This window comes from Microbacterium sp. NPDC058062 (assembly GCF_042885375.1).
In the GTDB taxonomy this organism is placed as follows: Bacteria; Actinomycetota; Actinomycetes; order Actinomycetales; family Microbacteriaceae; genus Microbacterium; species Microbacterium trichothecenolyticum_C.
In genome coordinates this window covers 429,251-443,055 of the sequence record NZ_JBHVSC010000001.1, presented here as the reverse complement: position 1 = coordinate 443,055, position 13,805 = coordinate 429,251, and the positions used below count along the sequence as shown (strand labels likewise).

7 protein-coding genes are annotated in these 13,805 nt (G+C 63.1%); 5 read left to right on the top strand and 2 right to left on the bottom strand.

What is annotated here, in order from left to right:
* Nucleotides 1-130 precede the first annotated feature (130 nt).
* From ACFVSU_RS02005 to ACFVSU_RS01995, 3 genes are read left to right on the top strand one after another with little or no spacing between them, the layout of a single operon-like run.
* Complete coding sequence (locus ACFVSU_RS02005; RefSeq protein ID WP_387137313.1) at nucleotides 131-3,109, top strand: helicase-related protein; 2,979 nt, start codon at nucleotides 131-133, stop codon at nucleotides 3,107-3,109.
* Nucleotides 3,106-5,862, top strand: coding sequence for a hypothetical protein (locus ACFVSU_RS02000; RefSeq protein ID WP_387137310.1), 2,757 nt, complete (start codon nucleotides 3,106-3,108; stop codon nucleotides 5,860-5,862). Before ACFVSU_RS02005 ends, ACFVSU_RS02000 begins: the two co-directional genes overlap by 4 nt.
* Nucleotides 5,859-8,783, top strand: coding sequence for a DUF499 domain-containing protein (locus ACFVSU_RS01995; RefSeq protein ID WP_387137307.1), 2,925 nt, complete (start codon nucleotides 5,859-5,861; stop codon nucleotides 8,781-8,783). The genes ACFVSU_RS02000 and ACFVSU_RS01995 overlap by 4 nt, the downstream gene beginning before the upstream one ends.
* A 56-nt stretch (nucleotides 8,784-8,839) precedes the next feature.
* Here ACFVSU_RS01995 and ACFVSU_RS01990 read toward each other — a convergent pair whose 3' ends face one another.
* Entirely contained in the window at nucleotides 8,840-9,907 is a 1,068-nt protein-coding gene (locus ACFVSU_RS01990; protein ID WP_387137304.1) for a PIN domain-containing protein, read from the bottom strand.
* A gap of 567 nt (nucleotides 9,908-10,474) precedes the next feature.
* Between ACFVSU_RS01990 and ACFVSU_RS01985 the strand changes: the two genes are divergently transcribed.
* Entirely contained in the window at nucleotides 10,475-10,783 is a 309-nt protein-coding gene (locus tag ACFVSU_RS01985; RefSeq protein ID WP_387137301.1) for a hypothetical protein, read from the top strand.
* Between the two features lie 304 nt (nucleotides 10,784-11,087).
* On the top strand, nucleotides 11,088-12,383 hold the full coding sequence (locus ACFVSU_RS01980; RefSeq protein ID WP_387137298.1) for a competence protein CoiA family protein: 1,296 nt from the start codon (nucleotides 11,088-11,090) through the stop codon (nucleotides 12,381-12,383).
* 120 nt (nucleotides 12,384-12,503) lie between these two features.
* Here the strand turns inward: ACFVSU_RS01980 and ACFVSU_RS01975 are convergent, their stop codons facing one another.
* Complete coding sequence (locus ACFVSU_RS01975) at nucleotides 12,504-13,802, bottom strand: hypothetical protein (RefSeq protein ID WP_387137295.1); 1,299 nt, start codon at nucleotides 13,800-13,802, stop codon at nucleotides 12,504-12,506.
* Nucleotides 13,803-13,805: the final 3 nt, after the last annotated feature.

Below are 13,805 nucleotides of genomic sequence, written 5' to 3'. Positions count from 1 at the left end.
CGTTCAGTCGGGCGACGGCACATTCAGCAGTGTCGCTCTGACGATGACAGATCTTGCCTCGGTTCGCGTCCCATCCAACGATGGGGGTGGGAATCCGAGGCGCAGTCTCACCGCTATCTGGTCGCGTTGGATGGAGCACACCATCCCGCGCATTCGTTCCGCCGTAATGGCAACTCGACCGCTGAGGCCGTACGCGCACCAGGATGAGGCCGTCTTCACGCACATGCTTGCGCAACCGCGATTGCGTTATCTGCTCGCCGACGAGCCAGGTACCGGCAAGACGATCATGACCGGCATGTACATCCTTGAGGCGACCCGGCGCGGCCTCATTCCCGGTCGCACGATCATCGTCGTGCCCGCTCACCTCGTTGAGAAATGGAAGCGTGACCTCCTCCGCTACTTCGCCGTCGACGCCGCCAGCATCACGCCCGAGGTCGCGCGCGATCCGCGCGACCTCGATCCACGAGTGTTGGTGTGGGTGGTCTCGGTTGACCTCTACACGCACAACATCGATGTTCGTCGGAAAGTATCCGGCAATCGCGCGTCGTGGTCTCTCGCGGTATTCGACGAGGCCCATCGCCTCACACCTACATCTCAGTACCTGGGAGCTGCGCGAGAGCTCGGGGACCGCTCGCACCACCTTCTCCTACTCACCGCTACTCCTCACCGCGGGAAGGAGCATTACTTCCGGGGTCTCCTCAATCTGCTCGATCCAACCCTGTACCCCTGGGACCCGCGGGAGACCGAGTACTCGGCTGCGCTGCGGCCCTCGGCGCTCTCTTTCCTACGTCGTATGAAGGAGGATTTGCGTGATCTGGAGGGACAGCCGCTGTTTCCTCCGCGCTACGCGACCACAGTGAGCGTTGAACTCACCAGTCCCGAACAAGATGCGTACGACGCTGTGATGGACTACGTGGACGTCTACTACGACGCCCATTCCACGCTTGCTCGGTCGATCTACGGCAAACGGGCGGCATCTTCGTTGAAGGCAGCAGCGGAGACTCTTGGACGGAGACGGCAGGCGTTGCAGGGACCTGCCTCGGGTCGTTCCACCCCTAGCGTCCCGGAGGAGTTCCTCGACGATCGGGGGCTCGACCTCGCCGTCGAGGATGACGATGCTTGGGCGCGCGCAGAGCAGATGGTTGTCAACGCGGCCACAGCCAACAAGGCGGAGGAGCTCGCCGTCGTGGACGGCGTGCTGGCGCGGATTGAAGCAGCTCAGTCTGCAGGGCCTTCTACGAAGTGGCTGGCTGCACTCGAGTTGATAGATCGCCACGCGATCAGGCCAGGCGTCGGTCAGCTGCTGGTGTTCACAGAATTCGCCGACACTGCCAGGTGGCTCGCTCGACAGTTCAGCACCGCTGGATTCAGTGTCGAGACCCTGGAGGGTGCAGTCGGACACAGGGAACGCGACCTCCTGCAGCAGAGATTCCTCGACGGTGACTTTCAGGTCCTGGTCTCCACAGACGCTGGTGGCGAGGGAATCGATCTGCAGTCCGCGAGCACGATGATCGACTGGGACATCCCGTGGTCGCTCGTCCGGCTCGAGCAACGGATGGGAAGACTGCACCGCATCGGTCAGAGAAATCCTGTGCACATCTACCACCTCGTAGCGCCGCATACTCGTGAAGGACGCGTACAGCAAGTCATGCTCGCGAACCTGGATGCAGCAGGCCAGGCGCTCGGAGGACGGATCTTCGACTTGCTCGACGCGACGGCCGCTCGTGCGGGCTTCGACTACACCCGCGCACTGACCGAGGCACAGCGTCGTTCGCACACAGTGGTAGATGTTCCGGCGACGGACGAACTCATCAGTCGGGCACAAGAACTCGTCCGCGACGAGGATCGTCTTCGTAGGCCTACCAACACCGAGGAGGCACTGGACCGACTCCGGAGTGATCGAATCGAGGCGATCAATCCCGTCATCGTCGACGCGTTCCTGCAGCACCTCGCGGCGTCGCAACAATGGTCGCTCGGTCCCGGCCCCGCGGCGGGAGTCCGTGTGGTCACTTCGGACGCGCGACTTCCAGCGGGACTGGGTCCGGGACGACGGGCATTGGTTGCGGTCGACGGGTCGTCTGTGCGGACGGCCGTCCATGATGGAGCAGCAGGGCTCGACGAAGTGATCGTCCTGGGTCCAACGGAGCAGACCTTCCTGGAGCTAGTGCAACTGGGGCTGTCGGACGGTGAGATAGATCTGGTGCGCGGGTCCTTGCTGGTAGACGCGAGCTCGCTAACGGGGTACACGCTGCTCATCTACGACGCCGAGATTGAGGTGCACGACGGTGTGCGGCGCATACGGCGCAAGACGCCCGTGCTCATCCGCTATTCGGGTGCGGGCGCTTTCGAGGTGGCGTGGGAGTCGGTAATGACGCTCACAGCGGCTACCGAAGACGCTCCATCAATGCCACTGACTCCGGCAATGCGCGCAGAGGGAATGTCGGCGGCGAACGCCGCTCTCCTACGTGAGAGCGAAGGTGCCCGAGCAGAGCGCGCTGCTTGGGTGACGCGAGCACGAGAGCAGCTTGATGAGGTCGAGTACCGCTATCTCGACGAACTCGACAACCTGGATGTCACGGCCAGGCGGGCGCGACGTGAGGAATTCAGTGCGCTGAAGGCCGAAAGAATCGCACAGCTTGAGGACATCGCCCGCGTCGTGCCGACCGCGCCACGGATGGTGGGGTGGGCCGAGGTCCGGGCAGGAGCGCGGACAGACCAACTTGGATACGACCCGGATTCCGAGCGGGTTGCCGTCGCGACGGTGCTCGCGGAACTCGACCGCCTTGGGTTTGACGTCGACGATCGTCAAACCGCGGGCGTCGGCTACGACCTCCTGGCCCGCCATCGAGTAACTCGCGAACAGCGCCTGATCGAGGTGAAGGGCTTCCACTCGTCTATAGGGCCCGTATGGCTGGAGCAGCACGAGTGGGCTCAAGCGCAGCAGCGTGCAGGCGATTACTGGTTGTACGTCGTCGTGCAATGCAAGGACGCGCCGCGGGTCACGGTCCGTGCTCAGGACCCCGCCGGCCAACTAGCTGATGGAAGTCGCCGGATCGAGCGCTTCCAGATTCCCCTGCGAGACCTTCGTAGATGGATGGAGGCCCAGTGACGAGCCCCGCAGCACTCGAGCCAGGAAAAGCCTTGACAACAGTTCGCCTTATAGATGAGTGGTTCCCGTGTGCAGCAGTTGATGAGGCGGTCGGCACCCCGGCGGGATCTGGTCGCAGCGAGAAGGCACTCTTCACCTGGTTTGCGTCTCGTCCGATCGCGCAGGCGCGCGCCGCGGTGCTCTGCACTCTCCTACCGAACGAAGCCTCGACGCGCGTGGACGTGCGGTCCGCGGTGCAGACCGGCGCCCCCGCGGCGTTGAATCGCCTACGCGCTGCTATCGCTGACCAGTACCCGGATGGGCGTCCGGTGGTACTCGATATTTTCAGCGGTCGAGGCATCATTCCCCTAGAAGCGGCCCGACTGGGTGCGGTAGCTGTGGGGACCGACCTCAGCCCAGTCGCGACCTTAGGTGGCCGCCTGCTCGGAGATTTCCCACTTCGCGACTGGTCCCGCGAGCCAAAGATCCCTTTCAGCGACGCGCGAGACGGCTCAAATGAACTCGTTTCTTCGGCTGAGCCTCGGCTGGTTGCGGACGTGCGAGCCGTCCTAGCAGAGGTTGACCGGCACTCATCCGAAGCCATCAGCGAGCTCTACCCGAAAAACGATCTCGGCGAGTTTCCGTGGGCCTATCTGTGGGCAATCACAATAGTTTGCGACAACTGTCGTCGTAGATTTCCCCTGGTCGGCTCGATGACATTGCGCAATCCCTACGCGAAGACTGACGACGTCGGTCAGTCGTTGCGACTTCTCGTCGACGGTGACGACTGGTACGCCGACGTGGCGGACGGCGCCCCGACCCAACCGCCGACGTTCTCCGCCGCGAGCGGAACCAAGGGCAAGAGTGCCCGATGCCTCTTTTGTGGGCATGTACACAGTCTCGAGACGGTCAAGGCGATGGGTTTCGCGGGGACGTACGAGGATGCACTCCTCGTTGTCGCTGAGGAACGCGGCGACGTACAGAAGGTCTTCCGCCGGCCGACCAAACTCGAACAGCGCGCGGCGGAGAAGGCACACACACGCGACTACCCGCAGTTCGGTCCCTTTCCAGCGGTCCCCGACGAGGTGATCCCGGCCGGGAACCAGGACACGATCAGGGCGAGCGGTTACGGCTATCGGCGCTTCGGCGACCTGATGAACCAACGTCAGACGGTTAGGTTTGCGCAGCTCGTCACGTCGATTCGTCATGTCCGCGAAGAACTACTGCTGGCGGGTGTGAGCGCCGAGTACGCCGATGCACTCACGGGCTACGCAGCGGCGAACCTGCCACGCCTCATCCGCCGAGCCACCCGCGGCGCTCGGATCCTTAGCCACGGCAACGTGAACGGCGGTCAACAGAATCGCGTCCAGGTTTCTGACGTCTTCTCCGACGAATCCAAGGTGTCCTTCAACTTTGACTACATCGAGGCGGGAGTGGGCGGCGGCCCCGGCACGTGGGGCAGTGTGGGTGCCAGCGGGCTGAACGCTTTGAAGAAGGTGGTCGAAGAGTCACGCGGCGGCAGACCCGGCAGATTCAGGCGTGCCTCAGCGGTCGCGTTGCCATTTCGCGACGCCACCGTAGACGCCGTCATATGCGACCCCCCCTACTACAACATGATCGACTACGCAGACGCATCAGATCTGTTCTACGTCTGGTTGAAGCGGTGCTTGTTCGATGTCTTTCCGGAGCTCTTCGACGAGAGCGGCTTGCAAGACAAGTCCGAAGAGATCGTCGTCAAGCGCGGCGGGGGGCCGTCGGAGCATCGGACGCGGGAATACTACGAGCGAATGCTTGGGCGAGCCTTCGCCGAAGCGAAGCGCGTCCTTCGACCAGACGGTCATCTGGTCGTCGTGTTCGGGCACTCCGACCCGGAGGCCTGGAGACGATTACTTGGAGCGTTGCATGATGCCGGCTTCATCGTTACGAGCTCCTGGCCGTCTCGCACCGAGACTGCCTCAACGGGAGTCGCCAGCATCAAGGTGACGGTGACCATTGGGTGCCGCGTTGCCCCGGCGTACCGTCCGGTCGCGACCGCAGCTCAGGTTGACCGCGAGGTGGAGGACGCCGTGGCATCCGCGGTACGGGGGTGGGAAACGGATGGCCTCGCGTTGGACGATCAGTTGATGGCTTCCCATGGCCCGGCCATGGAAGTTTTCGGTCGCTACTCAAGCATCATGAAGCCTGACGGATCGCAGGCCGATCTCGACCGATACGTGACCCTGGCTCGCTCGGCGGTGCGGGACGCGACCGCGCTGAAGCTCGACGAGCTCCCGCTGGAGACCTTCGACTCAGCGACACGGCTCGCGATCTTCTGGCATCGACTTTACGGACGCAATGACGTTCCCAAAGGGGAAGCGCGGTTCCTGGCCCAAGCCGACGGGCTGCGGCTCGAGGAAATCCGCGGACCACTGATGACCGAGAGCAAGAAGGGGTTCCGACTCCGCCTTGATTCACCGCCCAATGTAAGTGCCGCGTCATCGACGTTTGAAGTGGTCCGCGCGATGTCAGCGGCGTGGAACGAGGGCGGCACCGAAGCTGTCGCTCGCGTGATCGCCAGGGGAGAACGTCAGCCCAATGACCCTCATTTATGGGCAGTGGTCGGCGAACTCGTGCGGCAATTGCCGCCCAGCGACACCGTTGCTAAGTCGCTGTCGGCCGTCCAGCGCAACTCCACATCTATCGGCACGCTTGCCGCGCGCGTAGCGGACGACACGACAGCAGCGTTCGTGGAACAGACGCTCGACTTCGTAAGCATCGAGGAGCAGAAGCTATGAGCGATGAGATTCCCCACTGGACCGACGTACTGCCGCTCCGCGCGGAAGTAGTCGGTACTGACGGCTCCGTCGGTGAACTGCAGATGAGTCTCCACAAGGCGGTCTACCAGACTGTGGACGTTCCGTATCGGAAGCCGGAGTACTACGTTGACATCACGGAGCCCACGCCCGCGCTGGTTGGCTTCTTCGCGCGGATCGCGCGCCGGCTCGGTACCGACCATGAGTCAACGGCGCTCTTCCACCTCGATCAGGGCATGGGCGGCGGAAAGAGCCACGCGCTCGTCGGTCTCCACCACATGGCTTCGAGCCCTGACAAGTTCTTCGCTTCCGACCTCGGTCGCGAGGTTGTAGTCGAGGCCGAGCAGGGTGGGCTGGAGCTTGACGTCCGCGGAACGCAATCTGTCATCTTGACGGCCGACTACTTCAGCCCTGGCAAGAAGAACGAGATCTTCGGGCCAGCAACGACGCTCTTCGAGCGCTTCCTTTGGTCGCTGACCGAGGGCGATATGGACCGTTACAAGCGACTCGTTGCGGGAGGGCCAAACAAGTCGACGTTGCAGGAAGCCCTGGTTGCGGCGAATCGACCGGTCCTCATCCTGCTCGACGAGCTAATGGATTACGTCCTGCAGCTCTCGGATGGAACAGAAGTGCACGGGATGCCCAACGAGAAGGCATTCCTCAATGCGCTGATGGACGCTTGCGACGACGTCCCGCGGGTCGCCTTCGTCGTGGTGATGATCCGGAGCGAACTGGATGAGCGCGGCTACCCGCCGATCGCTGAGGATTTTCGGGACTACGTGACCGCACGTCTTGTGAGGAACGGCACCACGGTGGCCGTCACAGAAGCTCAAGATTTCTCATCGATCATTAAGAGACGGCTCTTCGAGACTCCGACGCGCGAGATTCCCTCATCGCAGCTCGCCAGCAGCTTCTTGGGTGGGGCTGTGGGCGCCTGGCAAGAACAGGTGTTTGACAAACTGGGCGCTAACCGGGGGCGGGCCGGCTTCGCCGATCGCGTACACGCGACGTACCCGTTTCACCCCGAGCTGATGCGGCTCGTCCAAGAGGAGTGGTCGCAGGTCCAGGCGTTCCAGCGCGTGCGATCGACGGTCGCTATCTTCGCCCGAACCGCGCTCTATTGGCAGGCGCAACACGCGAAGGGCAGGTGGACGCCGACCCTGATCGGTGTCGGGGACATTCCGCTTACCACCGCCCTAGAGCAAGTACTTTCATCCGGATTGCTGATGGGCAACGATCGCGCAATCCAGGGCTTCAGGTCAGTCGCATCGACGGACGTCACGACCTTGGACGGTACCGGTGGCCGTGCGGTGGCTGTCGATGAGCGTTTGAGCGCTGAGGTCGCCACGGGTCAACCGAGTCCTGCCGTCCGAATGGCCACAGCGCTGTTCTGTTATTCGCTCGTCGCGAGACCGCGCGCGGGCCGAGGGGCGACTCGCGCAGAGATCCTGGCGGCCGTCTTCGATCCGCAACCGGCACCGGGGACAGAATTCACTGGCGCAGAAGAGGTCTTCAACGCACTGACGAACGAAGACGGCCTCGGCGCCCTAGAGGTAACCAACCCATCAAATGCGCAGGCACGGTACTACCTGTCCATCAAGCAAACGCTGAGGATGTATTTCACATCCTCCCGCGCGCTGGTAACAGTCAACGAGAAGGACCGACTGATATGGGAGGTGGCGCAGAAGTTGGCTCGAAAGGGGCCGTTTGAGGAGATCCGCTTCATCGACGGGGAGGATAGCGATGGAAAGCTGGATCTGCAGCGCGCGTTCGAAGGAGTCGACGCCGCGGAGACCGTGCTCGTGGTCCTCGACCCGCGGCGCTGGACTCTCCTAAACGGTAAGGACGCATCGAGCCGCGAGGATATTGCTGCCGCCTTCGGCCTAGGTGAAACCCCGCTGCGCGTGAATCACTCGGCAAGTATGGTGATTGCCTGCGTGAACACTCACCGCCGTGATGTAGCGCGTAAGCGTGCCGAAGAGTTCCTCGCCTGGCGCCATGTCGTTCGCCAGATCAATCCCGACGAGGAGGATGAGCTGGCCGAGGCTCAACTCAAGCGCGAGGATGCCGAGAAGCGGCTCAAACAGGAGATGCTTCGCGCGTACCAGCACTTTGCGTACCTGATCCGTGCTCGCAACCTGGACGTCGACTTTCGGCGCTTCGATGACGACAACAAGTCGGCGCTGCATGGCGATCAAGTCTGGGCGGAGTTGGTCACATCCGGTCGTGCCGCGGCGTCGGGCGGATTGTCGTCGAACTATCTCGCGACCTTGCTCGATCTGTTCGATCGCGACCTGACGCTCAAGGAGATCACTCAGTCCTTCTACTCGCATCCCGCGTTCCCGATGGTGGCAACCGTTGACGAGGTGAGGAGGGCCGTCTTCGGTCTGATCAACGCGGATTGGGAGCTAGTTGGATCTCATGGCGAGGTACTTTCTGTCGGATCACCCGATCAGCTCGCCATCAATAGCATCACGCAACAGGTTCGGAAACGCGTCGTGTCCACGGGCGCGTCGAGTGGCGAGGGCGACGACGCTTCAGTTCCCGCCTCTCCCGGACCTAATGGGCACAACACGACTCAGACTCGCTCCACCACTGCCGCGTTCGGCGAATCTACTCAGACTGGAGTGATTCCCGAGCACGCAAGTGGGGTAGAAGCTGCCGTCTACCGGCGGTACTCGGTCGAACTGCGGAATCGAAGCATCGTCGATCCGCAGATGCGCGACCGCGTTTGGCAGTTCCTGCGGGAGCTGAGCAAGATTATCGACACCGCGAACTCCGCGGATCATCAACTCATTGACCTCACTGTCACATTGACCACTGCTGAGGGAAATGAGGGTGCCGTCATGACGAAGGCGGCAGAGCTCGACGCACGTACGCGCGTGGAGGTCGATGACTTCTGAGCCCTTGTAGGTTCCCAACCATCACCCTTCGTCATCTTCCAGAGGTCGACCGGTCGCTATGCGTCCCAGGAGATCTTGGCGAACAGCAAACGCGCGTAGCGCGCTCCAGGCTCAATCTCAATTTCCGCTTGCACCTCAGCCTCGACGCGGAACTCAACCGCTAGCTCGTCAGGATTCGGGGTTTGACCGATAATCGTGAGCCGGTCGTCGGTCGCTTCGACGAAGTCGAACGTGGACATGCGCGCTCGAAAGATCAACTCGTTCGACGCGACACAGTTGGCCGGGTTGCCCTCACTCACCTCGAACACACTCAACCTCGGCACGACGATGAGCTCGATGTCTTTCAGCCCTTCGGGGAGCGTGGAGTCGACTAGCGCGTCGTTCGACGTCGGATAGCCCTCCCAGTCGAATGTATCAAGCCCGTAGACCCAATCTACGAGCGCGTCGATCACGGACTCCTCACGATCGCTGATGAGTTGGGCGAATCGTCGTATTTCCTGCAGGGCTTCCCCGAGTGTGGTCACGACCTTCACGTTGTCGGACGGGATGCTACTGAGAGCCTCGATTTCGTCGATCAGATTCCCGTGGAACGCACCGCTCTCCGCAAAGGCTTTGTCGTTGCTCACGAACACCGCCGTATCCTCTGCGTCCAGGCGTGCAAGTGCATCGAGGAAGTCATGCCAGATCACGGCGTCTCGCAGGCCAATGCTCTGACCGCTGCCCGTTTCGAGGTTCGGCTTTCGCCGATCGAGTTCGCGCTGCACAAGCTCCTCCGCCCGTACCGCCGACCAGTCGAGCAACCCGCAGGCGTCATGTTCGAGTAGCGGCCTCAGCGCACCGACGCTATGCCCCATGAGCTCGCTCTCGATCGACCCGGTGAGTCCCTCCGTGAGCTCGTCATCGATGGGGAACGACCGACGTACGTTTGCGAGTGAACCTCGTAGTTCGCGCACCAGCTTCTCGACGTTCTCGCGCAGATGCCGGTTCGCCTCGGCAACGACCACCGGCGACAGCGAGACCGTGACCGAACCGCGCTTGAGCAGCCTGAGAAACGCCTGGCTGGCGTCCCCCCGCATCAAATAGTCCGAGAAGAACGCGTTTGTGTCGGGGAAGATGAGCAGCACAGGGGCAGGTTACCGACCGCACGCGCCTCGAGCGTGTCTCAGCGGCTAGGGGGCGGCCGGCGCCTCTCGGCGCCACTCGCTAGCGATCACCGCCTATTGCGCGGCCAGTCGGCGGCCGGAGGATCAGCTCGCCACCCGCGCCCTTTGGTCTTCGCCTGATCGCGGAGGCCGCGCCGTGGGGTAAGTCATCGGTTCACGGGATCCGGTTCGGTCGATTGCCCTCTAGTCCAGGGTGAGCTGGAGCCAAAGGCTCCCGCGAGCAGGAGAGCTATCCACGTCTTCGCCGTGAGCGCTGCCCACAGCATGCCGGATCCCGTGGCGAACCCGTCCCCGACAACTTCCCCATCTGTCGATCATGCGGTCTGCCTAGGGTTGGGGGCGAAGTCGCACCTCGGCACGAATCGATGAAGCGAAGCAGCATGTATGCGCCACCGGTGCCGGACAAGAGACGGTGCGCGCGCCGAGTCTTCGCGACGCCGCGCAAGTTGCCGCATTTACGCCCACGCGACCGCCGCTACGGATAGACCGTACTTACGCGGCGTCATGTACCTCTGTGAAGATGGTCCAATGCTAGAGCTGTTCGATGAGCAACCCGCTGTGAAAGAAGCCCGTCTCGCGCCAGTGATGATGTCGGACGCTCAACGCAAAGCCATTCGATCACTATTCGAGTCGTTGCAGATCCCGACAGCACGCGAGCAGTTCAGGATCGTCGCAGAGGTCACGGGCATCAACATCACGTCGGTCGCGGAATTGGACGGCGCGACGGCGCATCGCCTGATCGAACGCTTGCGGACACGGGTGGCGAATCAAGGGCGAGAGTCGACTGGCAACTCCTGGGATAGCCGCACCGAAGCCACCTGGATCGATCGTCTCTGACCAGCAGAGGTCGGCGAGCCGCGCAACCAATTGGCGATAGGAGTCTCCATCCTCCTCGAGGACGGCAACGCGGTCAGCGGCGGAGTCTTGAACGGCGACGAGCGGCTCCGGATCCTTCCAACCGAGCGGGTGGGAGCGGCGCTCATCACACTGATGCAGACCAGCCGAGGGCGTGTTGTCCCCTGAGCTCGGTCGTGCGGTCGCATCGAGGTGGCTCCATGCGCGTGGGTGGTACGGGGCTACTGACTCCATTCCAGCGGCGAGCGGGTGGCAACGTCGGCGGGGGGCGCTAGAGTGCGCGCTTGTGGGTCACTCTGTCGATGACTGCCGCGCCTTCTCTGGATCGCCAGAGACACGCATCGTCTTCGCGCTTGGTCCTGACGGTGAAGTCGAGTACATGCCGGACGGCGCTGCTACGGCGTTCAAGGAGCGGCGGGATGCCGGTGAGACATTCTCTTGCATCGTTCCCGATTGCGAGTCGCCGACGCTCAAGATCGTCGATCGAGGTAGTCGACGGCACGGGTTCTCGCACGTTTCTGGCGGTGGACACGACGGGATGGGTGTGGACCATTTGCAGAGCCAACTGCTGATCCAGCGCTGGCTCACGACTCGGTATCCGTCATTGGAGGTGGATCTGGAGAGGACGACGACAGATGGTCGCCGGCGGGCGGATGTGATGGCCACCTCGCGGGCGACGGGAGCGCAGATTGCGTTCGAGGTGCAGTACGCAGGCATGACGCCCGCTGAGTGGCAGGCCCGACACGACTCGTACCAAGAAATGGGAATCGTTGACGTCTGGCTCTGGGGATATGGCGGCGCGCACTTCCACCCCAGGAGGGATTCGACAAGCTGCATTTCGTTCGGCTCGACGCTATCTACGGCAGGGCACGCCGGCCTACCCGTCCTCTTCATCGATCCCGCCACCGAACACATTGGGTATGCAACGCGCGACGGCGCTCCCTACCGGCTTCTCGGGATACCGGTCCTGAGCGACCACGGAGGCCAATTACAGTCCGAACCGCTCACCGACTTCTGGATCGACGCTGACCGAAGATTCCTAACCAATCAGCTTTCTGATCTCCTCGACGCCCCAGCGCGGGTCGAAGAGATCCTGGAAAAGGAGAGGCGAGAAGCAGAGGAACGCGAACGGCGTAAGCGACAAGGATATGAGGGGTTTTACGCGCGGGTACGCGCGAAGTCCGAAGCCCTCGCGCGGCGTTGGCCGGGGACACCCGAACACCGACGCATTCTCGAGATCTTTGGTGACGTCCCGGACTTCCTCCAACACGTGCCGATCAGCGGGAAGACGACGATCCAGCTGCCTGTCCCGCCGGTCGTATGGCAGGGGAAGTTCTATCTCAGATACATTCACGGCCGCCGCGACGGGTGGCGAGTAAGCATCCGAGGAATGACCGACGAACTCGAAGCGATGGACCGCGACGTCCGGTTCCCGGAGGAAGCTGTGCGCAGTTGGCTTGGTGTACTCGAAGAACACGGTCGCGTCGCACGACTCGCATCCGAGTATCGATACGACAGATGGCCTAAGTACGAGGTACGCGCAGGGCTGAGCGGTGCGCGGCCCGATCGCGAGCGACAGTAGGCGCTCCGCATCGACAGCGCGGATCCGGGGCTACAAACCGAACCGGCAGCACCTAACGGCCAGTTGATCGGCGATGGCCCGTGCACGTGCTCCGCTCCGCTGAGGCAGGTGAGTTGGACGCTAGAGCGACCTTGCCTCTGACCCGGAAACGCGCCTTCCCTTCCGGTCCCAGACGCGCTGTTGCGTGATGCCAGCGAGCCTTGTCTGAACTTGCCCCAGGATCTGTCGGATCCCCGCGCGGTCGAGGGCGCCTTCGGGACGGGCTTCGAGCACCTCGACCACAGCGGCGTGAGCGACGATCAGTTCCACCGGCATCCTCGCCTTCCCCGAACGCAGTCGCATCGCGTTTTCGAGCCTTGCTTCCTCGAGCAGGCGCAGACGGTTCCTCCGGACGTGCGCTTCAATGTCCGCACGCAGTTGCTGTGCGCGTCGCTCACGCTCGGCAGCGTCGATGTTCGACCTCGCGCTTCGCACAGCGGCCGCGACATCCCGGCTCGTCAGCAAGTCCACACGCTTCATCCGATCGGTGACCATCTCCACCGCGCGAGCCCACACGACCTGCTCGACGTCGACTGGCGGCAGACCCAGGCGCGAGCGGGTGGCCACGAAAGCCTGCGCGAAGTCGCGGGCTCGATCGCCATGCGTCAACATGTGCTCTGTCAGGCCCTGCGTGAGCTGAGCGAACTGCCGCAGTCGCTCCGACAACGCCGGGTCGTCGAAGTAGGCAGCAGCCACTCGATCGTTCGCGCGGCGCTCCGCTGCCGTGGTGCGATGCAGCCGCTTGGGTGGCAGGCCCGCCCGCTCGAGGCGGTGTGCGAGTCGCTTAGCAGCGTTGTTTTTGTCGAGGTCGGCACGGTACTTCTCAGGATCGTTTCGTCGCTTCCGCTGAATCTCGGCGGTGCGCTCCTTGTTCCGGTCCGCCCAAGCCTTTCGCGCCGCCTTCATCCTGTCGGGTGCCGAATCGCGCCAGATCGTCGCCCGCTCGTTGAGTTCTTCCCGATGTGTCCGGCGGTAGCGCTCGAGGTACTGCGTCACCTTGTCGCGGTTGGCCGCCTGCCAGCGGCAGTGGTACTCCCGGACGTGGTCAGGGTGGGCTTCTTTCCAGCGCCTCGACGCCTCGTTTGATCGGCGGCGTTTGTCGAGCAGCTGACGCTTCCGAGCGGCGGAGCGCCGCGCCGATTCGCGGTTCAGTTCCCTGGACCGCTGGAGGTGCTCGGCCCGCCACCGCCGGTTCGCCTCGCGGACTCTGTCTGGGTTGGCTTCCTTCCAGCGGCGGGTCGACGCCGCGTGTTGCTCCGGACGAGCCTGTCGGTAGCGACGATTGCGCTCGTTCTTTCGTGCGCGCTGACCGCGCGCGTCGCCTGCCGATCCGTCATCTGCTGCGCACCGCGCGGGGTCGTCCGACGATGGATCGTCCATCGA